This is a genomic window from Laspinema palackyanum D2c, from assembly GCF_025370875.1.
GTDB classification, from domain to species: domain Bacteria; phylum Cyanobacteriota; class Cyanobacteriia; order Cyanobacteriales; family Laspinemataceae; genus Laspinema; species Laspinema palackyanum.
Window position 1 is genome coordinate 153,042 of record NZ_JAMXFD010000011.1, and the last position, 24,151, is coordinate 177,192.

Here is a 24,151-nt window from a genome sequence, read left to right on the forward strand (position 1 = left end):
CGATCGCCGTCAAGAGTTACCGATAGCAGGCTAACCGCTGTTGCACTTGGTTTTGCAGGGTCGGACTTTGCAGCGATCGCACCACCTGCATGGCCGCGTTATAGTCCCCCAATTGCCCATATCGAATGGCGATTTCTTCATACAAACTCCCCCGATCCATCGGGTCTTCTACTTCGGTGTAACCAAACCAATTCCCCTGGTCATCGTACTGTCCCCCAAATCTCATCACATTAGATTCTTCCCCCGGAACTGTCCTGGCCATATCAAAGGCTTTGGCTAAGGCTTCCCGGGCAATATCTCGCTCTCCCGCCTTCAAATTTTTATCGGCTAGGAGGATTAAGTTACTAACTTTTTCTGCCGGGGATTTTAACAATTCTATCACCTGATAGGCTTCAGCAATTTTTCCTTCTTGGATGAACGTCTCCATCAGCCGTTTAATTAAGGTGCTTTGGAAATATTCATCTTTTATGCTGCGGACTAGCTGCAAGGCAAAGTCATAACGTTTACCCTCGATCAGCCGATCAAACACTGTGACCCAGGCATAGGAATTTTCTTGAACCTGGTTGCTGATTAAGAGCACTTGGGCAAATAACTCTTCAGCCTTAGCCTGTTGTCCCGCTTTGGCATATTCTACCGCAACCGAGGCCAACATTTCAAATTTTAGCTCGTTACTTTCTAGGGATTCAACCGCCTTCATGCCTCGGCTTAACAGTTCAGTCGCCCGTTCAGTTTTGCCAAGATTTTGATAGACAAAAGCGACGGCCACTAAGTTAATCGGCATAATTTCAGCAGCCTTAATCGCAATTTCATCATCTCCTCGGGTTGCGGCTTCCCTTGCCAATTCTAACAAAAGATCCTGTTTTTTTTCGGGATAAGGAATTTGTTGGGCCGCTTGAATCGCCACTTCATACAGTCCCAACCGAGTATAATCTTCAACCATATCCGGGAGAAGCAGTTGTTGTTCAAAATTGTCAGGAATTGTGCGGACCGTTTCTAAAGCTTGGTTGGCAATAGTAGAGGCTTTTTCCCGTTGTCCTTGGGTCGCATATTCCAGCGCAATGGCACTGAGGACTTTCGCTTTAATTTCCGGCCTTTCGAGGGGAGCAATTTCCTGTAAAGCTCGGTCCGGATATCCCGCTTCCGCATAATGGATTAAAATCGGGGAAAGGGCGACCATGCGACCGTTTGGATCTAAGATTAAATTGGCTTGACGCAAAGCCTCTGTAAATAAAGGAATCACGCGATCGGTTTGTCCCTGTTTAGCCGATCGCAACCCAATTTCTGCTAAACCCCGGGCTTTAATTTCCGTGTCACTGACGTGATCCCAAACAATTTTATGGGCGCGTTCAATGTTACCTTTGGCCGCCAAATTCTTGGCAATTTCTGCAAAAGTCTGACTCCGATAATAAGCCTCGGAAATTGTTCCAGCAAGCTCTAAAGCTTTATCCAGTTGTCCCACTTGACCATAATAAATGGCGAGGGGTTGGAAATCCCAGGCTTGACTGTAGGCATCCTGATAGACAATGGATTGGGCATAATGGAGCGATCGCCCCAGGATTTGTGAGGCTTGAATGGTATCTTCCAGGGCAATATAGGTTCGGGCAATTTCACTTAATCCCTTGGTTTTAAATGCCGCACCTCGGATGCCCGTTTCTGCTAGAATAGCACGGGCGAGGGTTGTCCGGGCGCGATCTCGTTGTCCCCTTTGGATATACAACCGTGCAATTCCTGCCAAAGTCCGGGTTTTGGCATAGCTATATCCGGTATCCAAACTATTACTCATTCCCGCTGCCGCATCCAGGACTAAGTCTGCCTGAAAACTCTCTCCCTGTTCCACCAGACGATTAACCAGAGTTTCTAACATCCCCTCTTGTGCCTGAGTACCATTGACGACTTCAATGAAGGATAGGACTCTATCTCGGTTTTTACTGACCGATTGCATCCCTTGAAATAGCTCAATCAGGTCCTCTGCTGCCTGATCCAGTTTGCCGGATTGGATATGATTTTGAGCGCGATCGCGTAATTCAAACAAGCGCCCGTCATCGGCTATATTCTGTTCTTCCTGACAAGTCACCCCCTGGGCGATCGCCAAAGGTTCCAACAGCTTACAGCCACTCATGAACAACATCATCCCTAACCCCAATCCCACGGTCCCAACGACTGATTTTTTCATAGATTTATCTAGGGTAGTTATCGCTTCCTTCGTCCGATTCAGAAGTATTTTTAGGAAACTCATTCTCTGGATAGTCTTGACTCGAAACCTGTTCCGAATGTTCGGAGGATTTCCGTTGTTTCTCCCCCCATTCCGAGGCCCTTTCCGCCGCCTTTTTCCGCGATGCTTTACCCACCCCATAAATCGGCGTAGGCGCGGGATTAGGCGAGGAGGAACCCGGTAGGAGTTTTAACGGCTGGGGTTTTGACCCAGGAGTTTCCGGTCCGGTTTTAGGGGTTTGTGGCGTAGTTTTCGCCAGACCCCGCCGCCGTTGCGAGGTCCCTTCCTCCGCTGTATCTTCTGCCACTACTTCATACAAAATTGCTCGTTTATTTTTCTGGGTTCCTTTGCGTAAAATTCGACCTAACCGTTGAATATACTCCCTCGTTGAACCCGTTCCCGATAGCAAGATTGCCACTCTCGCATCTGGCACATCTACCCCTTCATTTAAAACATGAGATGCGATAATCGTTTTATAAATTCCTTCTTTAAATCGAGTTAAAATTTCGTGACGTTCTTTCACCGGAGTTTGATGGGTGAGGGCGGGAATTAAAAAATCCTGGGAAATGCGATAAACTGTAGCATTATCTGCGGTAAAAATCAGGATTCGTTCGGGGGAATGTTGAGCCAGTAAATCCGCAAGAATCCGCATTTTTCCATCGGTGCCCAGGGCTATCTCCTTCGCTTCCCGGTGTGCTAACATGGCCCGACGTCCCGCAGGCGATCGCGCTGAAGCTTGGACAAAGTGCTGCCATCCTTGGAGACTGCCCAAAGCAATGTGAGATTGCTGTAAAAACTCATTGCGCGTTTTAATTAACCGATCGTAGCGATCGCGTTCTAACTTGGAGAGTTTAACTTTAATTTGGACAATTTCATGTTCTGCTAAAGCACCACCGGCTAAATCTTCCGCCGTTTTACGATAGACTTCCGGACCGATTAACTGAGTCAAATCCGCGTGTTTGCCATCCGATCGCTCAGGAGTCGCCGTTAATCCCAACCGATAAGGCGCAATGGAATATTCAGCGATCGCCCGATTAAAATCCGTCGGCAAGTGATGACACTCATCAAACACAATCGACGCATAGCGATTTCCCAACGCCTCCGCATGGATCGCCGCACTGTCATACGTTGCCACCAAAATCGGACTTTTATCCCGAGAACCGCCCCCCAATAACCCCACCTCCACATCGGGAAACGCTGCTGCCAGATGCGCGTACCACTGATGCATCAAATCCAACGTCGGCACCACAATCAGGGTCGTGCGCGGAGTCGCCTGCATCGCCAACTGGGCTAAATACGTCTTCCCTGCCGCAGTCGGCAACACCACCACTCCCCATCGTCCCGCCTGTTTCCATGCCGTCAGCGCCTCTTCCTGATGTTGATAAGGCGGCATCTCAAAACTCGGGACCAACTCCAGAGGTCCAAACCCCTTCGCCTCATCAATAAATTCCGTCCCCTCCGCTTTGAGCGCCTCAATCAACGGACGATAGTCGATCGCACGCACGCGAAACTTTTCCACCCGTTCATCCCAAGTGGCAAAATCAATCCACCCTTTCCCTCGCGGTGGTGGATGCAGCAACAAAGTTCCCCGGTCAAACGTAATCGTTGGTATGCGGCCCATCAGTTCATCAAGTGTTCTATCTCTCACCCATTGTACTAGAGCGTCGCTATCCCATGAAATCCCCGGGAAAATATTACCGTAGTAGAGTAGGGTGGGCACTGCCCACCGACTGGAGGTGGGCAGTGCCCACCCTACCATGATTGCTACATTTATTGTCAGAATGATGGAGGTTCGCTCTATTAACCCACCTGCCGACAACTGATGCTTTAGTCTTCTATTTTATACCCCAATTCAGCCAATTGAATGCGAGATTGTCGCCAATTGGGTTGAACTTTGACAAAAATTTCTAAATAGACTTTACCCTCAATGAGTTTTTGCATTTGTTCTCGGGCCGCTGATCCGATCGCTTTGAGCATTTGTCCACCTTTGCCAATAATAATTCCTTTTTGAGAGGGACGTTCTACATAAATAGTTGCTAAAATCCGGGTTAAATCCTTTGTTTCTTCCATGAGATCTAGGCTGATGGCCACCGAGTGAGGCACTTCTTCTCGGGTTAAATAGAGAATTTGCTCTCGAATCAGTTCGCCAATGATAAAGCGTTCCGGGCGATCAGTGACTAAATCTGGAGGATAGTAATAAGGGCCGGGTTCTAAACGTTCGCCCAGTAAGGTTAATAAATCCTCTAGTCCTTCTCCAGTCGTAGCTGAGAATCTGGCGACTGGCCAATGGAGATTTTCTGCAAGTTCCTGATAGCTGCGATCAATGACTTCTACATCTCGCGGACGGGATAAATTAGACCGTAAGTCAATTTTATTCAGACCTAGAATAACCGGCGTTTTTGTTTGGGTGAGCATTTCCGTAATAAAGCGATCGCCTCCCCCCGCTTCCACTGAACCATCCACCATTAAAAGTAGGATATCTACAGTAGAAATCGCCCCGATCGCATTTTTCACCAACACCTTTCCCAGTTGATGATGGGGTTTATGAATCCCGGGAGTATCCACAAAAATAAATTGTGCTTCCGGGGTTGTTAAAATTCCCCGTAAACGGTTTCGGGTCGTCTGTGCCACCGGGGAAGTAATCGCTATTTTTTGTCCCACCAGGTGATTCATCAGGGTAGACTTGCCCACATTGGGCCGTCCGATAATCCCGATAAACCCGGATTTAAACCCGGCAGGGGGTTCGGGAATGACAGAAAAATCTGAGGGATTCAGGGTCGTACCTCCTAAAAAAATCAAACAGTTTCTTTCTATTTTAATTCATTTTCAGAAAACCTTGACAAATTTTTTGGAGTTTATGTACATCTCAACGGTCAATCTGGCGGTTTAGTGCAGAAGCAACCCCAGGCGATCGGCTCACCTGACTTCGTTACTTTTTGCAAACGACTGTTAAGAATTTGCAATAATCCCTGACAGTCCAGAATTGAGATGCTAAAATTCCCAAATCAAAGCCAAAGCCTTACCTGACAGGAAGTATCATGAATTACTTTTCAGTGCTGGTTAAACTGCTGCAAGATCGCCAATCCTTTCTGGAAGAAATCAAAAAAGGCGTAAAACTCACCAACAAAATCGTTGCTCTCCTGATATCGAGTGCCGTCTTTTTTGGAATCTATGGGGCAATTATCGGGGCCTCTCATAGTTGGATGCAAGTCATTTCTTCGTTTTTTAAATTACCGGCCCTTTATCTGCTAACCCTGCTGATTTGCTTTCCTACGTTATACATTTTCAGTATTATTTTTGGGTCAAAACGGAGTTTCACCCAGTATTTAACTTTACTGATGACTGCGGAAGCGATTATGAGCGCTATCCTCTTTGGATTCGCCCCAATCACCCTATTTTTCCTGATTAGTACCCAAAGTTATGATTTTTTTCTGTTGCTGAATGTCGCAATTTTAGGATTAGCCGGATTTTTGGGGATAAAATTCTTTTATGAAGGGATGCAGCTACTCGCCGAACCCGAAATAACCGGGCAGGATACGCGGACTAAATTGCTTCAATTTTGGTTATTGCTCTATGCTTTTGTGGGGACCCAAATGGCTTGGACCCTAAGACCCTTTTTTGGATCTGCGGGAGATTTCCAACTGTTTAGAGATTTAGAAGGCAATTTTTACGTCAATGTCTTGCAAATCGTGGGGCGCTTATTGGGGTATTAAAACAAGGGCGATCGCCGGGGAAAACCCTTGAGAAAATTAGGAGAAAATAGGAGGATTAAAGAGTTTATGCGCCCCGATTTAGAAAATGCCATCGTCACCGAAAGCGAACTAGAGGCGATCGCTGGGGTGGATGTGAACGATATTGGGTTAAGTCTAGCCTATCGCCCTGCTTTTCTCCAAAATTTGAACAAACTGATCTCCTTTGCGATCGCCCAGTTGTTTATCTTGGTCCTCTTCTTCATTTTACTCACGCCACTGGGAATCTTAATGGTTCGCAATTCCGGGTTATCTGGACAAGAGATGGCGACAACTTTTTATTTTCTGCTATTCACCGGAGGAATCGCTGGAGGTGCAACCCTCATTCTTAACTTGTATTTATGGAGGCGATCACAAAAATTCCAGACCTTTTTAACCCTTCTCGATGAAATCCAAAAATATAACGAAGTCGTGCGATCGCTCGATATTTTAGATAAAATAGAAGCAGCCGGGGGCGAAATCCAACTCAGCGATCGCCAGGAAGTTATCGAAGCCCTTAATATTACCCGAGACAGTTTACTCGGCAGCTTGCGAACCGATAGAATTCTCCGAGAAAATCAAGACCTTATTGACCGTCGTTATGAATTATTTGCTAAAATAGAAAATAATCTCGCCACTTTAAACCACTTACAAATCAGCGACGAAGCCACCGAATATGGGCGATTGCTCAATCAAGCCCTCAAAATTGGCGTCAGCGTCGATCGCGAAATTCGCCGCCTTCAAAATCGCACCTTGAATTAATCAATCTGCGTCCCTATTTCTCAAAAAATTGAATCAACTCCTATTTTTTCCACAAAGGAGGGGCAATTCATGAATTGCCCCTCCTTTCGATTAGTTGTGATTCAATGACCCCAATTATAGGGATTCTAAATCGATGCCCTTCTCCCGGAGTCGGGCTTTAAGTGCCTCTAATTCCGAGCGAGCTTCCTCAGCCCGTTGGCGTTCATCCTCAGCCCGTTGCGCTTCATTTTCAGCCCGTTGGCGTTCAATTTTAGCTAGTTCTTCGGGCAACAGAATCAAATTGCCATCGCCATCAAAAAACCTTAACCAAGTGGCTGTTTCCTGTTGCAATGTTCCCTCCCAAGTTCCCAACCAGAACCCGAGAGAATCGCACCATAACCAACCGCGATCGTCCTTGGTTAACTCCTCATACTTTTGTCCCTTTAACTGCCATCCCCGCAATGAATCTGGCTCAAAGGGATCATAAACAAAATACTCAGGAAGTCTAAATTTACGTTCATAAACATCCTTTTTGTGTCCGAGGTCCTCGCGGGCTGTAGAGGGGGACAGTAACTCTACAATCACATTAGGATACTGTCCTTCTTCTTCCCAAACGACCCAGCCTTGCCGTTCCTTTGTCCCATCAACATTGAGGGCGACAAAGAAATCCGGCCCTTTAAAATCCCGATTTCTGGCTTGTTCGCTATTAAAATAGACGAACATATTGCCCCCAGTAAAATAGTCTTGCCGCCCAGCAAAGGCTTCATGTACTGCGGCAATCAGCACATTCATGGCGATCCGGTGACGATTACTTTCCAAGCATTCTCCATCATCAAAAATTAAATCCGTAGGCGGCATCGGGGGAGTCCATTCATCCTCCACCCCTATCGGAGTTTGCAGTTCTGGGGTGAGTTCAGCTTTAGTCATAAAATTCCCCACCAATTACTAAATTATGATGTTTTGCAGAAATCCAAGGGACAGGGTAGGGACAAGGCAATGGCCGGTCTTTTCCCATTATCCCACGGCTAGATCTATTGTAACAGCGATCGCTTCCAGATTCACCCTAAAAATCAGCAACTTTAGCTTTTTTAAAACCTCCCTAAAATCCTCGGTAAATGCTTCAAATATTCCTTAAATCTGAAACAGAATTATCAATCTCATCTTGCCATTTTAAAACCGCTTCTTTGAACTCCGGCAGAGAAATTGTTTCAATGGGTTCTGCGTCAATTAACAGATTCTCTATGGTCACGGTGTGGGGTGAAAAAATCAAATAGTAGGCATTCCCCGATCGCGTCCATTCGCCAATCTTTCCCGTCTCCAATGCTGCTATTTTGTCTAACAACTGATTAACCCATTCTTGGCTATTTTGAATATCCAGGGTCAGAAACTCTAAAACCCGACGATGAGCACTACTTTGGTCAAACCAGTCCGTTTCGTTACAGGGTTGTTCGATCATAATCTTGATTACCTTAAGGGAAAGCCCGTATTAATTTTACCATCTCGATGGGTTGCCCCAGCAATCCGATAGGAACTGCCATTATTCGCCGTACAAAACCGAGTTTGCTGGTTGCTGTCTGTTGGCGCATTTAATCCGCACCAGGCCCAATGCGGTGCGCCAGAAGGACATTGCACCGGATTAGCTTCCGCATAAGCAATGGAATTGATCACTTGTTCTGGAGTACAGCGATCGGGAAACATCGTTGAAAACTTGCTGCCGCCTCCGGAGGTATGACTCCATTCTCCCCCGTAAATCCCCTGATTATTCACGGATTGGGTGACTCTAAATTGTCGGACGGTAGAGGGGTTTTGTCCCCGGGGTCGCGCATGAAATCCCACCAAACGCCCCTCTCGATTCACCTCCCCACAAAAAATGTGAGCGTGATTCACCTGCTGATTATTATAAGCAGTTACCCAATGGGATGAACTCCCACAATTGATGCCTTGGCCTTGTGCTATACCCTGGAACAAAGCCACTAGCAAACAGGCGACAGCGCATATTCCGATTTGACGGATGGTTCTGCCGTTCAACAGTTGCCCCAATCTGCGGTTCATTTGTGCGTTCAACTTCCGGATTTTACTCATGACTTGAAATTTGCTCTCACCGTATCATACTGGGTCTCTCCAGGTCATCCGCAAATTTGCTAGAGATGAATGGGCAAAAGCTTGATGAAAAGTGAGGGTTTTGAAGTAAAGTGAGGTAGAGCTAAAGTTTGAACGGGGAAGAGAGCGATCGCCACCGGCTGCTAATTAGTCTGAGGATTTGATAGGATGAATCTTCAAGGCTTATGCTATCCTCTGTGTCGAATACCTGCACCGACTTCATCAATTCCCTATGCTAAAAACTCCCCGTTTGACTGCTGCTGTATTGATCACCTTATCTGCACTCATGACTGCTTGCAATCCTTCAGAAGCCCCCCAAACTGAAGTCCCCTCGGCAGAAGCCTCGATCGCAGAAATTCCGACTCCCGAAGCCCCAAAAATTCCGACGATCGCCCCCTTAGATAACCCTGACCCCACGGTTACCGCTGCGATCGCCCAATATATCAACAGCCTCTCCTCCCAAGGATTTGCCTCAGAAAATCAAGGTATCTGGATGCAACGGGGGGAGACTCTCCTCGCCCAACATCAAGGCACTACCCCCCTCCCGGCTGCCTCTCTCACTAAAATCGCCACCTCTTTGGTTGCCTTGCAAACCTTCGGTCCCGATCGCGAATTCGTCACCCAAATTGGCGCAACCGGACCCATCCAAAATGGCGAATTAAAAGGCGATTTAGTCATCCAAGGAGAAGGCGACCCCTTGTTTGTCTGGGAAGAAGCAATGGCGATCGGCAACCGCCTCAACGAAATGGGAATTCAACGGGTAACCGGGGATTTGGTGATTCTGGACAAATTTTATATGAACTTCGAGACTGACTCGGCGATCGCCGGTAACCTCTTCCTCGAAGGCATTAATGGGCAAATTTGGCCCTCAGAAGCGGAAACCCAATATCAAACCTTACCCCCAGGTACTCCCAGACCCCAAGTGGCGATCGCCGGTACAGTCCGAGTTGCCACTACACCCCCGAGTCAAGTCCAACCCCTTGTGCGTCATTATTCCCTTCCCGTGGTGGAACTCGTCAAACGCATGAATCAGTACAGCAACAACCCAATGGCGGAAATGTTAGCTGACGCCGTGGGAGGTCCCCAAATCGTCGCCCAAAAAGCCGCTGCTGCTGCCGGAGTTCCCTCCCAAGAAATCCAACTGATCAACGGGTCCGGATTAGCTGAAGAAAATATCATGTCCCCTCGCGCCGCCTGTGGTCTATTTCTGGCATTAGAACGGGAATTACAACCCCATAATCTGACCATTGGAGATGCGATCGCCATTGTTGGACAAGATGAAGGCATCCTCAACCAACGGCAAATTCCCCGCTTCTCTGTCGTCAAATCCGGCAGTCTCAACGATGTGAGTGCCTTAGCCGGTGCCTTACCCACCCAAACCCAGGGTTCCGTCTGGTTTGTGATTATGAATGGCGGCAGTAACCTAGAAGGATTCCGCATTCAACAAGAAGCACTACTCACTCAGTTTGTTACTCAATGGGGATCGGTCACCGAACTCCCCCCGGAATTAAGCCCAAATCCCCTGCGGAAAACCAAAACTTCCCGCAGTGAAATCGTCAAACAATAGAGGAAATGTCACCCTAATTACTAAAACAAGACACCCGGTTTCTGGGCGTAATCGATTGTGACGGAGCAAATTGTTTTCCAGAAACCCGGTTTGTCTTTCCCTGCTTTACCTCTGCTGCTCAAAGCTGGGTTAAGTTAAATCACTCGCATTAAACATCAAGTTTTGATTTTTTATTTTTAACAGCTTCTGCATCCTGACTCACCTGTGAATCATCCCATCTCATTTAAAGGGGGAGCTAGTCTCCCTAACTTTCTGCGAAACTCTAAAATGCCCCAATTTAAAAATGTTTCCCCCCGGTAAACAAGGTAGAATCAACTCAGGAATAAAAACCACTTAGGTAGAGTATTGATACTCTCGCCTGACTGATTTCTAGCGATACCCCACCTCAAACTCAAAGAGGAGATTGTTCCTATGGTTTACCGGATCTCTCGCATCGCCAGTGCCTTCGTCATCCTGATGGGGGCCATCCATTTGCTGGGTTGGCATTTTAATCCGGAAGGATTCACCAGCGGTTTTCTGGGCAACCCCTACACCATGAAACCCAATACCGCTTTGTGCTTTGTGAGCGTGGGTATTGCTCTAGGATTGTTACAACGACCACGACTCCCTCGACGGTGGCGACAAATAGTCCGAGGATTAGCCTGGTTCGTGATTGCGATCGCCACTCTCACCTTACTCCAGTATCTTTTTAACTGGAACTTCGGCATCGATCAACTCCTGATTCCCCATCTCAAAGTCTCCGTCACCGACCCCTATCCCGGACGGATGGCGGAAAGCGTTGCCGTGAATTTTATCTTGAGTGGGATCTGCCTGTTGCTGTTGGCACAGCAGACCCCACAGAATGACCGACTCGCTCAGATCTTGACTGTCGGGGTAGCCTTGATGGCGTTGGTGCCTCTCTCCGGTCATTTGTTTGGTTCTGAGGTGTTATATCAGTTAGTGGTCCCAACCACTCACACCGCCTTTAGTACCGCAGTCACCTTTCTCCTCCTGTCCGTGGCGATCTTATTCAGCCGTCCAAAACAGGGGCTGATGCGGACGATCCTCAGTCCTTTGGTGGGGGGAATGATGGCGCGGCGACTGTTGCCTGGGGCGATCGCCCTGCCTTTGGTCCTCGGTTGGGTGATCTTTAATGGTTATAAACTGGGATGGTATGATAAGCCCACCGCCTATGCTGCTCTGATCATTAGCGAGATTTTTATCTTTTCCATCGAGATTTATGTCCAGGCTCAATTGCTCAATCGCATCGAGGGCGATCGCCAGGAGTCACACCGCCAGTTCCAGTATGCCGTCATGAATTCCCCAGTCCCGATCATGCTCCATGCGGAAGATGGAGAAGTGCTGCAACTTAATAGAGCTTGGTCCAAGATTACTGGCTATGAGCTTGTAGATATTCCCACCGTTGCTGACTGGGCGGCGCAAGCTTATGGGGAAAGAACACAAAGCTTCCAAGACACGATTCAGACAATCTACGCCTTACCCAAAGACGAGGTTCTGGAAAAAGAGGTCACTATTCGCACCAAAACCGGCGGAAACCGCGTTTGGTACTTTTATGCCGTGACTCTGGGGAAATCTGCCGATGGCCGAAGAATTGCGATGTGTACTGCGGTTGACCTGAGCGATCGCCAGCAAGCACAGCAAGCCCTTCGGGAGTTAAATCAAAGTTTAGAACATCGCATCGCCGAACGAACCGATCAACTCCAACAAGAATTGCACCAGCGGCAGCAAATCGAGGCTAACCTCAGAGGCAGTCAAGCACTTTTCAATAGTTTGATAGAAGGCAGTCCAGATATTATTGCAGCGATAGATACAGAGTTTAACTGTGTGGTGCTAAATGAAGCGGCTAAAACCGAATTTAGCAAGCTGTTTGGCCGGCCCTTGGAAGTGGGGCGGAACCTCCTGGAAGCCTTATCCCATTTACCCAGTGAACAGGCCAATTCAAGAGAAGTTTGGGGACGAGCATTTCGAGGAGAACACTTTAGCCTGACTCTACCATTAGGAGACGCCTCCCACGACCTTCACTATTATGAAATGAACTACAGTTCCATGCGAGATCCCAACGGAGAAATCTTGGGTGCTTCTCTCATGGGTAGGAATGTGAACGATCGGGTTACAGCCGAGCGAGCTTTGCGCGAAAGCGAAGCCAGATTTCAGGCTTTTATGAACCACAGTCCGGCCCTTGCCTGGATTTGTGATTACGATGGCAAAATTGTTTACTGCAATCAAAACTTGGCTAATTTATTCGGTAAGCCTGTAGGAGAGTTGATGAGGAAAACACCCTTCGACCTCAACCCAAGGGAGTTAGCCGAACAGCACATTGCCAACACTCGGTTAGTGATTGATGGCGGTGAAGTCATCGAGGCGATCGAATCCGCATTTCGTCCTGATGGTTCCCTGGGTGAGTTTTTAGTTTATAAATTTCCCATAGCAATTGAAGGAGGAGAGCCTTTAGTCGGCGGAGTTGGGCTGGATATCACCCACCAAATTCAAGCTGAAAAAGCTTTGCGGGAAAGTGAAGCAAAGTTCAAAGCCATTTTAGATAATGCGCCAGCGGGAATTTTTTTGAAAGACCTGCAAGGTCAAATATTGTTAGCCAATCAATATATCCTTGATTTATTACAGATCCCAGAAGAGCAGTGTCTTGGTAAAACCTCTAGCGACTTAATCCCTGGAGAGTTTTCCGAGCAAGTAGACGCCAATGAACGAAACCTGATCGAAAACGGCGTGCCTTATTCTTGTGAAGAATACCTCCTTCGGCCCGATGGCATTCATACCTTTTATACCTCTAAGTTAATCCTCCATGACTTGAGCGGTCAACCTTATGGGATCTGTGGAATTACCACAGATATTACCGATCGCAAGCGGGCTGAAATAGCCTTACTAGAAGCCAAAGAAGCGGCGGAAGCGGCGAACCTGACTAAAAGCACCTTTCTTGCCAATATGAGCCACGAATTGCGAACCCCCCTGAATGCGATTCTGGGCTTTAGCCAAATCTTAGCTGGCGATTCGTCTTTAAATCCGCAACAACAAGAACAAATTGCGATTATCAATAGTAGTGGTGAGCATCTCCTCAATCTGATTAACGATGTCCTAGAAATCTCCAAAATCGAAGCGGGGCGATCGGCCCTTCATCTGAGCAATTTTGACTTCTATGCTCTCATTAAGGGATTAGAAGCCATGCTCAACATCAAAGCCGCCTCTAAAGGGTTACAGATTATTTTTGACCGAGGTACTGTACCCCAATATATCACCACCGATGAAAGCAAATTGCGCCAAGTTTTGACCAATCTCGTGGGAAATGCCATCAAATTTACCCGGGAAGGTGGGGTATCCCTGCGCGTGAGAGCGACTCCACTCCCAGAGGCCAATTCAGAGGGAGCCTCTCGGTCCTGTTTCTACTTTGAAATCGAAGATACGGGCCAGGGGATTGCTGAGGACGAGTTGCCTGGATTATTTACACCCTTCCATCAAACCGCAACGGGCAAAACCGCCTCAGAAGGGACAGGTTTAGGATTGAGCATTAGCCGTAAATTTATCCAAATGATGGGCGGTGAGATTGAGGTCAGCAGTCGCCTGGATGTGGGGACCTTGGTTAAATTTACCATTCAAGTCTCTCTCGCCCAAGCCAGTGACCTCAAAACTGGAAGTCCGGTTCACCGGATTATCGGATTAGAACCGGATCAGCCCTCCTATCGGATTTTGGTGGCTGACGATCGCATTGAAAGTCGCCGCTTAATCCGCTGTTACCTCGAACCCCTAGGATTTGAAGTCCGGGAAGCCGAAAATGGCCAACAAGCGTTAGAAGTATGGGAAAATTGGGAACCCCATTTAATAGTGATGGATATGCAAATGCCGGTGATGAATGGTTATGAAGCCACTCGACAAATTAAGCGCCATTTAAAAGGGCAGGCGACGGTGGTGATTGCATTAACCGCGAGTGCCTTTGAAGAAAATCGCAGATTGATTTTGTCCGCCGGTTGTGATGAGTTCCTGCGAAAGCCCTGCCGACGAGAGGTGCTGTTGCAAGCATTGGCTCAACATCTCGGTGTGCGCTATCGATACGAATATCCCGACTCGGGAAGAGAAGACAAGGGTGATTCAGGGGATCCGACCTTTATTCCAGACCCTTCGGCGTTGCAAGGGATGCCCGTCACTTGGATTCGTGCATTGCACAATGCTGCCCTTGCTGCGGATAGTGAAGCCATTGAGGAACTCATCCAGGAAATTCCGGAAAATTTGGCGGCGATCGCTCACTGTTTCCAGGACTGGATTGACAACTTTCGATTTGACAAAATCACCCAACTCACCCAGGAAATTCTTTATGAATAAACATCAATCCCAGGGAAATTTAGTCAATATTTTAATCGTAGATGATGAACCGAATAATTTACGCCTTCTGTCGGATTTGCTAAAAAAACAAGGCTATAAAGTCCGGGCCGTCCTCTCAGGAGAGATGGCTTTATCTGCTGCAAAATCCAACCCACCCGATTTGATTTTGCTGGATATCATGATGCCGGATATGGATGGCTATCAAGTTTGTCACCAGCTCAAAAATAATTCCGAAACTTGTCAAATTCCAGTAATTTTTGTGAGTGCCAAAGACCAAGGATTTGACAAAGTAAAAGCCTTTGCGGTGGGCGGAGTAGACTATATTACCAAACCTTTTCAAGTCGAAGAGGTGTTTGCCCGTATGGAATGTCATCTCAAACTAAATCACCTGCAAATGAAGTTAGAAGAGCAAAACTATCAATTGCAATCTGAAATTTGTCAACGGAACGCCGCTGAAAAAGCGCTACAGGAGCAAAATGAACTGCTCAGACAAGAAATTAAGCGCCGCCAAAACACAGAACTTGCTCTCGAAAAAGCCAATCAAGAACTGGCGCGGTCTAATGCCGATTTAGAACAATTTGCGGGAATTGCCTCTCATGACTTACGCTCACCTTTAGCGACCATCAATGGCTATGCCCAACTCTTGCAAATGTGTGGGAAAGAACAACTGGATGATAAATGTAATGACTTCGTAGAGCAAATTTTAAAACTCTGCAATCGCACGAATCTATTAATTGGAGAGTTACTCTCCTATGCTCGTCTGAATCAGGCTGAGGAACCGTTTCAACTCCTCCCCGGCGATCGGCTCATCCAACAGGCGTTGGAAAATCTAACCACTGAAATTTATAAGAATCAAGCCCAGATTACTTATGACGAGTTACCCGCAATCATCGGCACCGAATCCCAATTCGTCCAACTCTTCCAAAATTTAATCGCAAACGCCATTAAATACCGTCGCGAAGAGTCGCCAAAAATTCATCTGAGTGCTGTATTGCAAGATAGTCAGTATTTATTTTCTATCCAGGATAACGGCATTGGGATTGATGAACAATATTCCGAGCATATTTTTGAAATCTTTAAACGCTTGCACACCCAAGACTATCCCGGGACCGGCATCGGATTAGCCACTTGCCGCAAAATTGTCGAACGGCATGGGGGTTCTATCTGGATAAAATCAGTACCGGGTCAGGGTTCGACTTTTTACTTTACCTTACCCACACAGCAGAAGTTAGTGGAACAACAGATGATAGAGGCGATCGGCCATCCCCACTGACTGAATCACCCCCTCAAAAAAAATAAGCCCACTGCCGTGGACTTATCGAGTAGAGTGGCAAAATAGGATTGATATTCTGCCACTCCGGTATTGATTTTCCCAGGGAAAATCTTACTTGATGCTGACTTTTCCGCCTGCTTCTTCCAGTTGCTTCTTAGCATCTTCCGCTGCATCTTTGGCGATGCCTTCTTTAATCGGCTTCGGTGCAGATTCAACCATATCTTTGGCTTCTTTCAGACCTAATCCGGTCAAAGCACGCACAACTTTGAGAACAGCAATTTTCTTGTCTGCGGGAACTTCTTCGAGAATGACATCAAATTCAGTCTTCTCTTCGACTTCTTCAGCAGCAGCAGCAGCGCCAGGAGCCATCATCATCATGCCGCCTGCGGGTGCAGCAGCGCTCACGCCAAAGGCTTCTTCAATTTGTTTGACCAGTTCAGAAGCTTCCAACAAGGTCAAGGATTTTAGCTTTTCGAGAATTTCATCAGTTGCTGCAGACATGGATTGACTCCTATCAAATATATAAATGGAATAGTCAGGGGTTCAGGGTCACTCAACAAATGACCCCGGACAGTGAAAATCCTTAATCCGTTATCCAAGGACAAATGACAAAGGACAAATGACAAAGGACAAGCCTCTAGGCCGCTTGGTCTTCGTCGCTGGTGCTGCCGTCTTTGTCGGCGTAGGCTTGGAGACCCCGGGCCAGACCCGAAGGAACTTCTTTGATCCCCACAGCAATCTTGGTGGCCACTGCATTGAGGGCCCCGGCGATTTGCGCCATGAGTTCTTCCTTGGAGGGAAGATCTCCGATCGCCTTCACTTGCTCGAAAGTCAGCGCTTTTCCTTCTAATACACCACCGCGAAGTTCACTCTTCTTGGTCGCTTTTTGGAAGTCTTGATACGCCTTAATCGGACCATTCAGGTCATCTTTCAGGAATAAAAAGGCAGAGGAATCTTTGAGGAATTCCTCTAAAGATTGCCAATTTTCGTCGCCATCAACAGCCCGTCGCATCAGGGTGTTTTTAGCGACTGCACAGGTTGCACCGCTTTCGCGCAGACGCCGACGTAAATCGGTAATCTCCGCCACGGTTAACCCTTTGTAATCAATCACAAGCGTCATCTGGGCTTGGCTCAACTCTTGTTTGAGCTCCGTCACCATCGCTTGTTTATCTTCTAGCGTTTTACCCACTCGTTTTCACCTCCTGATTGGGATGAAGATTAAGAAATTAGAGACATTTGGGAGCCGGAGCATTCATCCCCTGGGAATATGAGTGGAATGGATGATTCCCACTGCTCCCTTATCCCCGACCCAATCAAAAACCCCAGCAGGGTAGCCGGGGTTTTGTCAGTTTCCGATGGCAATCTTGTCAATTAATGACAAGATCAGCACAAGGGGAACGATAACGCAAACCTAGGTAGGAAATTAAGCCCTGTTGGACACCTACTGTCTCCGGCTACTGTGCTATTTAATTGTGGGGTTTGAAGGGATGAATTTTGAGTTTCCTCAAAATTTTAACTCGCGCTTAGGCGGTTTCTGTCAGTTTGAGATCTCGCAAGGCACTGATATCAACTTCAATGGAGGGTCCCATCGTTGAAGTCACATATACACTGCGCCAGTAGCGGCCTTTAGCACCAGAAGGACGGTTGCGGTCAATGCTTTCTTGCAACGCCTTCAGGTTGACTAGGAGATCTTCAGTCGGGAAAGCGGCTTTCCCAAACATGACATGGACGATGCCCGTGCGATCGGCCCGAAATTCTAGTTTACCGGCTTTGAACTCGTTAATTGCTTGACCGAGGTCAAAGGTTACTGTACCACCTTTTGGCGAAGGCATCAACCCACGGGGACCGAGAAGTTTACCTAATTTGGCAACTTGGGGCATCATGTCCGGGGTGGCAATCAGTTTATCAAAGTCCATGCGGCCTTGTTGGATTTCAGCAATGAGATCTTCTGATCCTGCTAAATCTGCACCGGCTTGGGTGGCTTCGTTCACTTTTTCCCCCCGAGCGATCACCGCCACGCGGACGGTTTGACCCGTTCCTTTGGGGAGGGCCACGGTGGTCCGTAGCTGTTGGTCGGTGTACTTGGGATCAATGCCTAAGCGAATATGAGCTTCGGCGGATTCAGGAAATTTGGCTGTAGCGGTCTCTTTTAAAAGGGTGAGCGCCTCTAAGGGTTGATAAGGCCGCTCTTCAACCTTTTTGTTGAGTTCTTGTAATCTACGCGAGATTTTTTTTGGCATTTTTCTCTCCTGGGGTCATAGCGAGGCGATGCCTCTGCCCCTTGTATGGGTCACTCGGTTGAGATTTTTAAGGATAAGGAACGCACTAGAAATGCGATCGCTTACTCTTGGAAATCTCATTTAGATCAATCCAGAGATTTCAAACCCCAGTTCCTAGAATCTAAAGAGAATTCTAAAAATCTAACAATCTAAAATCTCCAATCGGTTCCTAATCGCCGACGGTCACACCCATATTCCGGGCGGTCCCTTCGACAATTTTCATGGCCGCTTCAATGTCATTGGCATTGAGGTCGGGCATTTTCGTTTGGGCAATATCTCGGAGTTGATCCCGGGAGATTTGCGCCACTTTCTTGCGATTGGGTTCCCCTGAACCTCTTTCAATCCCTGCTGCCTTGCGAATCAAGACAGAGGCGGGAGGGGTTTTCAGAATGAAGGTGAAACTGCGGTCCTCAAAGACGGAAATTTCTACCGGCACCACGAGACCCGCTTGATCGGCAGTTCTGGCGTTATATTCTTTACAGAACATCATGATGTTCACGCCATGCTGACCGAGCGCAGGCCCGATCGGGGGTGCGGGGTTGGCTTTTCCGGCATTAATCGCCAACTTAATCACCGCAACTACTTTTTTTGCCATTTGCTGTGTTAGCTGCTTTAACTCAATTTGCGGACTTGATTAAACTCCAGTTCGACGGGCGTATCTCGTCCGAAGATAGACAGAAGTGCTTTGAGCTTACTGCGCTCTGGGCTAACTTCAATGACTTCCCCATCAAAATCTTTAAAGGGTCCAGAGACCACTTCAATTTTTTCTCCTGGAGTCAAATAAGTTTTTACTACTGGCTCTGCTTCATCCCGTTGCCTGAATATTCGTTGAACTTCCGAATAACTCAGGGGCATGGGTTTGACGTGACCGCGTCCGCGTCCGTAACGGCGTTTTTGTTCTGCCCCCACAAAGTTAATCACATGGGGGGTGTTTTTGACAACCTGCCAGCTTTCATCATCCATGTCCATTTGGACGAGGACGTAACCGGGGAAGATTTTTTCATCCGTTTGCTGTCTGCTTCCATCCTTGCGAATTTTAAAGGCAGCAGCTTGGGGAATCTCAACTTGAAAAATCCGCTCACCCATATCCAAGGTTTGAATCCGCTGTTCTAGGGTCGCTTTGACCCGTTTTTCACAGCCGGAAGCTACCTGGACGGCATACCAGCGCTTTTGCACTGATGATGTGGATTCTTCCGCTTCGTCGGTTTCTGACGGTTGAGTTGGATATTGAGAGTCGTCGTCCGATGCAAACATCATCCGAACACCTGTGTAGCTGCCCAACCAAAAAATTTATCGATGAAATAGATTAAGCTGGCAATTAAGGCGACCATCGAAAGGACGGCCAATGATTCACTAATTACCTGCTGCCGAGATGGCCAAACTACCTTAGCTAGTTCTTCTTTTGTTTCCTGGAAAAACTCTGCGGGATTGAAACCGCTTGCTGTTTCTTGGTTTGCTTCGTTATTCTTTGCCACAATATGCTTTTCCTCTCCCACTGAACGCAACAACAGGTAGTTCTTTCTTGGCAACAGCTTTTATGCTTCCAGCCAGTGAATCCCGCCACAATCGTTATGGTGGCTGCACCAGTCGCCGTTTTTGCTTAAACTTTTTCTTGTTCTTCCAATACTTGGTACGAACCACCCAGATAATAATTCTACCCGAAAGTTTTTAGGTTGTTTGCTGTTTTTCACAGCAGACATACTTTCGGGCAGATATCTTTCGGAAGATGGTTCAGCGCGCCCTGGAGGACTTGAACCCCCGACATCAGGTTTTGGAGACCTGCGTTCTACCAACTGAACTAAGAGCGCACGGGTTGAATCTGCTGGTTAGAGCGATTCACCCATTTCCTATCCTATACCTAAACTTGCGATCGCGTCAACCCACCCGGGGCAATTTTTTTGGATTGGTGTTAGATAGGGCGGTCAAACCGTTGTTTGATACGGGTAGCTTTACCCACGCGATCGCGCAGATAGTACAGCTTCGCCCGTCGTGCTTTACCCCGACGCAATATTTTGATGCTCTCAATCCGGGGCGAGTGCAGCAAAAAGACTCGTTCCACCCCGACTCCCTGGAACACGCGGCGCACGGTAATGGTTTCGTTAATCCCACCATTGCGCATGGCAATCACCACGCCCTCGTATGGCTGGGTTCTTTCTTTGCCCGCTTCTCTAATTCTGACGCCCACTCTTACGCTGTCACCAACATAAATCTGCGGCAGGTCAGTTTTTAACTGTTCCGCCTCAATGCCACGGATAATCTCTTCAGCCTTCATAGTTATGGTTTTTAACTCACAATCTCCCATCATACCGCTCAATTGGCATTTCGGTCTAGCCAATCTCCAGGAGTTTTTTTCCCGTCTCGTGCCCGGGTTTCGTCCGCCAATTGGACCCACTGCTCGGGGTCCACTTCGGGAACAAAACCTCCGGTCCCCTCCCCTGTGTCTTGGTCCGGGTTAGGGTGGGGTCCACGCGCGCTTCCCTACGGGAGAGCTTCCGCTTACCGCGCTTCACGAAGAAAGAGGTTTCCCCACTCTCCATGCAGATGCTTAAACCTCCTTTGAGTGACGCGCAAGTGGCGATCGCCCCAGAAGAACCCCACCTGACGCCTCCCATTGTCCTGACTCCATTTCGGCCCTTGCGATCCACTCTTTGTTGAGTCCTACTACTCCACAGAGAGCTTTTAGGCTTGAAAAAGCCGAAAAAATGCAAAAAAAGTAGATAACCCTATGTTATCTACCCCTAAAGGCAGAAATTCCCTAAAAAAACTCAATTTCCAGATTTCAGCCCTGGAATTTTAATGCTAGAGTAGAGTGAAAATGTTGTCTTCTCAAGAGAGGTTGCATAACAACGTTGAAACTCTTTGCTCTAACTGGCTACCCTTGGCGTGGCCTCTGGTATCTGGATATGCAGTTGAAGCGTAAACGGCATTGCGACCCTGCGCTGTCCTGGACTGATCGATGTGAAGCGCCTAGTATGGTCCGATCGGCCTGTTAGATAAGGTTTGCGCTCGGTACTGCTGAAGCTTCTTGGAAGCTGCTGTTAAGACCCTAAGTCTTTAGGGGTCCGCAAACTAGGTCGATCGGGGTTATAGACCCACAAAATTTTGACAAGGAGACGGCGTTCCGATAACCGTCTCTAAACAATCTGGATTTTTCCGGCCCTAGCTCTATCAAAAATCGAGCGGATTCATGACAGAGAAACTCGCATCAGATGAACGAAACATCTGTCAGACCCGCTCATTAAGCATCATGCTTACGGGATAGAGCGTGGGGTAGAGATCTCCAGCCACTGCCTAGGGATGAGGTCGGTTCCAACGAACCTGACCCAATCCTTCACATCCGGCAGTAATGTCAATCAACTTAAATATTCACGATTGAACATAGTCAATCGCCTTAGTCGCTTGGGTTGCTAAGGCCACTATGTTCTGTATTTCAACCGTTTGGAGTGGAAAAATGTCTCAAATGATAGATCGCAAAATTGCCCCCGCCCCCATGACCGAGAACGTGAGTGTCGTGGACTTAATTGATGGTTACTTCACCGCTTATAATTCCGCTCGGTTGCGGGAAATCTGTCACCTGCTGACCCAAAAGGTGATGCGGGAAGGGGTGACTGTGGGACTGAGCCTATCAGGGGCCATGACTCCGGCGGGATTTGGGGTATCCGCCTTAGCACCGCTGATCCGCAACGGCTTTATTGATTACATCATCAGTACCGGCGCAAATCTGTATCACGATATCCATTACGGACTCGGATTAAACCTCTATGCAGGAAATCCGTTCGTCGATGATATCAAGCTGCGGGAAGAGGGTCATATCCGCATCTACGACATCATTTTTGACTACGATGTGTTGCTCGAAACCGATGCCTTTATTCGGACGATTTTGCGCGCCGAACCGTTTCAGAAGCGGATGGGAACGGCTGAATTTCACTATCTGCTGGGCAAATATGTCCGGGAAATTGAGAAGCAACGCGGGGTAGAACATTCCTGCTTGCTGGCAACGGCGTATGAGTGCGGGGTGCCGATTTATACCTCGTCGCCAGGAGATAGTTCGATCGGGATGAATGTGGCGGCGCTTGCTCTAGAAGGGTCGCAATTAATCATTGATCCGGCGATCGATGTCAACGAAACAGCGGCGATCGCCTATGCTGCCCGGGACCCCAACAAAGACTTCCCCGGAGAAAGTGCCGCCTTCATTCTCGGTGGCGGTTCTCCGAAAAACTTCCTCCTGCAAACCCAACCCCAAATTCACGAGGTCCTCGGTTTAGAAGAACGGGGACATGACTACTTCATCCAGATTACCGATGCCCGTCCCGATACCGGCGGTTTATCTGGGGCCACCCCCGCTGAAGCCGTAAGCTGGGGCAAAGTTGACCCCAACGAACTGCCCAATACCGTGGTTTGCTACACCGACAGCACGATCGCCCTGCCGATTCTCACCGCTTATGTGATGAATCAATGTCCCCCGCGTTCCCTCAAGCGACTGTACGATCGCCGCCAGGAAATGCTGACCAAACTGCAATTAGACTACCAATTGGCGCAAGCGAAAAAATCTGAACGAACTGTCCCCACAGTTTCCGAAAGACCCGAACCTGTTGCCACTTATCCCTGCGGTACGCCCATCCGCAAGGGCCGTGGTTAGCGGTTAAATTAGTCTTCTGCTGATTTAAACCCTCCGAGTTCCTAAAACTCGGGGGGTTTTGTGTTGCCCTGTTTTATTTCCATCAACATCCAAGATAGATATTGACGGCAAATACAACAGTCCTCTTACGGTTTGCCCCCCTGAGTCTAAACCGAGATTTTCCTATCCTAGATTCATGGTCAAATCGGAATGAAGATTTAAAAATTTTCGCCCATCGGCGGCAAATACAACAGTCTTCTTACGGTTTACCCCCTGGTTAATCGAGTGTTAGTTAACCTACATTAGAGAGAAGTAACCCACTCGAATATCTGCAACAGAATTGCATCAAAAGTATGGAAAAAACGCTTTAGTTTCCCAATGTTACATAAAATTTTATCGGTGTTTTAATCGCCCACTGGTTTGATAAAACCCGATTCTGCCCACTCTACCGATTTCAGAATTCACTCTTACTTTAGGAGAGGAAACCCAATGAGAACATCAATGAATTTTGACCTGTTACGCGAGGTCGATGCCTGGGGACGTCAATTTGAACAACTCTTAACTGAACAACCCCCGTGCCAACGTCCCGAAATGGGTAGAGTGTGGCAACCGGCGATCGAACTGGAAGAAACTGAGAATAGCTTTGTATTGCGGGTGGAAGTACCCGGTTTAACGGGATCCGAGATTGATGTGCAAGCGAGTCGCTTTCAAGTGGCGATCGCCGCCCACCGTCAGCCCCCCCAGAACGTGAGTCAGAACAGCGGTTACCTGCGTTCCGAACTCCGTTACGGCAAGTTACGTCGGGTCGTACCCTTGACGAAACCGATTGTCCCGGACCGCATCGAAGCCCAGTTAAAGGATGGCATTCTCACCTTAACCTTGCCGAAATTTTCGGCCCAACAACCCCAAGTGGTCAAGGTGCAGTTGGATGAGTTCAAATCTGAGGTTAATCCCATGATGCCGGTGGAGCAGAAACCGGAGCTAACCCCACAGAAAACTGAGGAGAAAATCGCTTCCAGTGAAGGGGAACTGTTAAACGACTTATGGGCAGCCCAAGGGTAAATCTGCTCACCCCAAATCCGGAGATTTAATGGATTCAGGGACAAGGGTGGGAAGAAGGGGCCGATCGCCCACCTGATGGGATAGACCCCCAAATCACCGGCGATCGGCCCCTAAAAACACCCCCTAAGCCTGCTTTCTCGGTAAACCGTCCCTAATGAGGTTCGGTAACCTCCCCTTCAATACAAGCCCAAACGCCCACACCATATAGATTGGTAGGCTTAAAAAATATTCAATCTGGAAAA

At 47.9% G+C, this 24,151-nt stretch carries 20 protein-coding genes, 1 tRNA gene and 1 other annotated feature; of the genes, 7 read left to right on the top strand and 14 right to left on the bottom strand.

All coding sequences use genetic code 11. The features are described 5' to 3' along the window. Positions 1-16: 16 nt before the first annotated feature. The 3 genes from NG795_RS14990 to era form a co-directional block, all read right to left on the bottom strand. Positions 17-2,173: a tetratricopeptide repeat protein gene (locus NG795_RS14990; RefSeq protein ID WP_367289465.1), complete on the bottom strand. Its 2,157-nt coding sequence runs from the start codon at positions 2,171-2,173 to the stop codon at positions 17-19. A gap of 4 nt (positions 2,174-2,177) precedes the next feature. After that, positions 2,178-3,833, bottom strand: a complete 1,656-nt coding sequence (locus tag NG795_RS14995) for a DEAD/DEAH box helicase (protein WP_367289466.1) — start codon at positions 3,831-3,833, stop codon at positions 2,178-2,180. 206 nt (positions 3,834-4,039) lie between these two features. Beyond that, positions 4,040-5,011 carry a GTPase Era gene (era, locus tag NG795_RS15000; RefSeq protein WP_436836055.1) on the bottom strand — a complete coding sequence of 324 codons (972 nt, stop codon included), beginning with the start codon at positions 5,009-5,011 and terminating at the stop codon, positions 4,040-4,042. A gap of 239 nt (positions 5,012-5,250) precedes the next feature. Between era and NG795_RS15005 the strand changes: the two genes are divergently transcribed. Beyond that, a complete protein-coding gene (locus NG795_RS15005) occupies positions 5,251-5,925 on the top strand; it encodes an actin-binding WH2 domain-containing protein (RefSeq protein WP_367289467.1) in 675 nt (224 codons plus the stop codon). 66 nt (positions 5,926-5,991) lie between these two features. Further along, positions 5,992-6,702, top strand: coding sequence for a hypothetical protein (locus NG795_RS15010; protein ID WP_367289468.1), 711 nt, complete (start codon positions 5,992-5,994; stop codon positions 6,700-6,702). A 114-nt stretch (positions 6,703-6,816) separates the two neighbouring features. On the opposite strand, the gene NG795_RS15015 is transcribed toward NG795_RS15010, so the two are convergent. The 3 genes from NG795_RS15015 to NG795_RS15025 form a co-directional block, all read right to left on the bottom strand. Continuing rightward, positions 6,817-7,608 carry a Uma2 family endonuclease gene (locus NG795_RS15015; protein WP_367289469.1) on the bottom strand — a complete coding sequence of 264 codons (792 nt, stop codon included), beginning with the start codon at positions 7,606-7,608 and terminating at the stop codon, positions 6,817-6,819. Between the two features lie 193 nt (positions 7,609-7,801). Beyond that, a complete protein-coding gene (locus NG795_RS15020; RefSeq protein ID WP_367289470.1) occupies positions 7,802-8,137 on the bottom strand; it encodes a hypothetical protein in 336 nt (111 codons plus the stop codon). A gap of 8 nt (positions 8,138-8,145) precedes the next feature. Further along, positions 8,146-8,733, bottom strand: a complete 588-nt coding sequence (locus NG795_RS15025) for an EndoU domain-containing protein (RefSeq protein WP_367289471.1) — start codon at positions 8,731-8,733, stop codon at positions 8,146-8,148. Between the two features lie 280 nt (positions 8,734-9,013). Here NG795_RS15025 and NG795_RS15030 point away from each other — a divergent pair, with 280 nt between their 5' ends. From NG795_RS15030 to NG795_RS15040, 3 genes are all read left to right on the top strand, one after another. Next, positions 9,014-10,348 carry a D-alanyl-D-alanine carboxypeptidase gene (locus tag NG795_RS15030; protein WP_367289472.1) on the top strand — a complete coding sequence of 445 codons (1,335 nt, stop codon included), beginning with the start codon at positions 9,014-9,016 and terminating at the stop codon, positions 10,346-10,348. A 411-nt stretch (positions 10,349-10,759) separates the two neighbouring features. Next, positions 10,760-14,677, top strand: coding sequence for a PAS domain S-box protein (locus NG795_RS15035; protein ID WP_367289473.1), 3,918 nt, complete (start codon positions 10,760-10,762; stop codon positions 14,675-14,677). Further along, complete coding sequence (locus NG795_RS15040) at positions 14,670-15,950, top strand: response regulator (protein ID WP_367289474.1); 1,281 nt, start codon at positions 14,670-14,672, stop codon at positions 15,948-15,950. Before NG795_RS15035 ends, NG795_RS15040 begins: the two co-directional genes overlap by 8 nt. Positions 15,951-16,061: 111 nt before the next feature. On the opposite strand, the gene rplL is transcribed toward NG795_RS15040, so the two are convergent. From rplL to rplS, 8 genes are all read right to left on the bottom strand, one after another. Beyond that, entirely contained in the window at positions 16,062-16,451 is a 390-nt protein-coding gene (gene rplL / locus NG795_RS15045; protein WP_254563723.1) for a 50S ribosomal protein L7/L12, read from the bottom strand. A 136-nt stretch (positions 16,452-16,587) separates the two neighbouring features. After that, positions 16,588-17,139 (bottom strand): 50S ribosomal protein L10, encoded by a 552-nt coding sequence (gene rplJ, locus NG795_RS15050; protein WP_367289475.1) that lies wholly within the window; start codon positions 17,137-17,139, stop codon positions 16,588-16,590. A gap of 116 nt (positions 17,140-17,255) precedes the next feature. Next, positions 17,256-17,422 (bottom strand) — a sequence feature (ribosomal protein L10 leader region). Positions 17,423-17,473: 51 nt separating this feature from the next. Then, a complete protein-coding gene (rplA, locus tag NG795_RS15055; protein WP_367289476.1) occupies positions 17,474-18,190 on the bottom strand; it encodes a 50S ribosomal protein L1 in 717 nt (238 codons plus the stop codon). A 208-nt stretch (positions 18,191-18,398) separates the two neighbouring features. Then, a complete protein-coding gene (gene rplK / locus NG795_RS15060) occupies positions 18,399-18,824 on the bottom strand; it encodes a 50S ribosomal protein L11 (RefSeq protein WP_261208678.1) in 426 nt (141 codons plus the stop codon). Positions 18,825-18,841: 17 nt separating this feature from the next. Continuing rightward, positions 18,842-19,486 (bottom strand): transcription termination/antitermination protein NusG, encoded by a 645-nt coding sequence (nusG, locus tag NG795_RS15065; protein ID WP_367289477.1) that lies wholly within the window; start codon positions 19,484-19,486, stop codon positions 18,842-18,844. Continuing rightward, the gene (gene secE / locus NG795_RS15070) at positions 19,483-19,704 is read right to left on the bottom strand and encodes a preprotein translocase subunit SecE (protein WP_254563764.1); all 222 of its coding nucleotides are present in this window, start codon (positions 19,702-19,704) and stop codon (positions 19,483-19,485) included. The genes nusG and secE overlap by 4 nt, the downstream gene beginning before the upstream one ends. Before the next feature lie 260 nt (positions 19,705-19,964). Beyond that, a tRNA-Trp gene (locus NG795_RS15075) sits at positions 19,965-20,037 on the bottom strand. Positions 20,038-20,138: 101 nt separating this feature from the next. Then, the gene (gene rplS, locus NG795_RS15080) at positions 20,139-20,501 is read right to left on the bottom strand and encodes a 50S ribosomal protein L19 (protein ID WP_367289478.1); all 363 of its coding nucleotides are present in this window, start codon (positions 20,499-20,501) and stop codon (positions 20,139-20,141) included. 1,179 nt (positions 20,502-21,680) lie between these two features. Between rplS and NG795_RS15085 the strand changes: the two genes are divergently transcribed. Beyond that, positions 21,681-22,868, top strand: a complete 1,188-nt coding sequence (locus tag NG795_RS15085) for a homospermidine biosynthesis protein (RefSeq protein WP_367289479.1) — start codon at positions 21,681-21,683, stop codon at positions 22,866-22,868. A 468-nt stretch (positions 22,869-23,336) separates the two neighbouring features. Next, positions 23,337-23,909: an Hsp20/alpha crystallin family protein gene (locus NG795_RS15090; RefSeq protein WP_367289480.1), complete on the top strand. Its 573-nt coding sequence runs from the start codon at positions 23,337-23,339 to the stop codon at positions 23,907-23,909. Positions 23,910-24,151 lie beyond the last annotated feature (242 nt).

What these genes read in the sequence shown, in the direction of transcription:
- NG795_RS14990 (WP_367289465.1), bottom strand. Translation starts at nt 2,173, where the DNA reads ATGAAAAAATCAGTCGTTGGGACCGTGGGATTGGGGTTAGGGATGATG.
- NG795_RS14995 (WP_367289466.1), bottom strand. Translation starts at nt 3,833, where the DNA reads ATGGGCCGCATACCAACGATTACGTTTGACCGGGGAACTTTGTTGCTG.
- NG795_RS15005 (WP_367289467.1), top strand. Translation starts at nt 5,251, where the DNA reads ATGAATTACTTTTCAGTGCTGGTTAAACTGCTGCAAGATCGCCAATCC.
- NG795_RS15010 (WP_367289468.1), top strand. Translation starts at nt 5,992, where the DNA reads ATGCGCCCCGATTTAGAAAATGCCATCGTCACCGAAAGCGAACTAGAG.
- NG795_RS15015 (WP_367289469.1), bottom strand. Translation starts at nt 7,608, where the DNA reads ATGACTAAAGCTGAACTCACCCCAGAACTGCAAACTCCGATAGGGGTG.
- NG795_RS15020 (WP_367289470.1), bottom strand. Translation starts at nt 8,137, where the DNA reads ATGATCGAACAACCCTGTAACGAAACGGACTGGTTTGACCAAAGTAGT.
- NG795_RS15025 (WP_367289471.1), bottom strand. Translation starts at nt 8,733, where the DNA reads ATGAACCGCAGATTGGGGCAACTGTTGAACGGCAGAACCATCCGTCAA.
- NG795_RS15030 (WP_367289472.1), top strand. Translation starts at nt 9,014, where the DNA reads ATGCTAAAAACTCCCCGTTTGACTGCTGCTGTATTGATCACCTTATCT.
- NG795_RS15035 (WP_367289473.1), top strand. Translation starts at nt 10,760, where the DNA reads ATGGTTTACCGGATCTCTCGCATCGCCAGTGCCTTCGTCATCCTGATG.
- NG795_RS15040 (WP_367289474.1), top strand. Translation starts at nt 14,670, where the DNA reads ATGAATAAACATCAATCCCAGGGAAATTTAGTCAATATTTTAATCGTA.
- rplL (WP_254563723.1), bottom strand. Translation starts at nt 16,451, where the DNA reads ATGTCTGCAGCAACTGATGAAATTCTCGAAAAGCTAAAATCCTTGACC.
- rplA (WP_367289476.1), bottom strand. Translation starts at nt 18,190, where the DNA reads ATGCCAAAAAAAATCTCGCGTAGATTACAAGAACTCAACAAAAAGGTT.
- rplK (WP_261208678.1), bottom strand. Translation starts at nt 18,824, where the DNA reads ATGGCAAAAAAAGTAGTTGCGGTGATTAAGTTGGCGATTAATGCCGGA.
- nusG (WP_367289477.1), bottom strand. Translation starts at nt 19,486, where the DNA reads ATGATGTTTGCATCGGACGACGACTCTCAATATCCAACTCAACCGTCA.
- rplS (WP_367289478.1), bottom strand. Translation starts at nt 20,501, where the DNA reads ATGAAGGCTGAAGAGATTATCCGTGGCATTGAGGCGGAACAGTTAAAA.
- NG795_RS15085 (WP_367289479.1), top strand. Translation starts at nt 21,681, where the DNA reads ATGTCTCAAATGATAGATCGCAAAATTGCCCCCGCCCCCATGACCGAG.
- NG795_RS15090 (WP_367289480.1), top strand. Translation starts at nt 23,337, where the DNA reads ATGAGAACATCAATGAATTTTGACCTGTTACGCGAGGTCGATGCCTGG.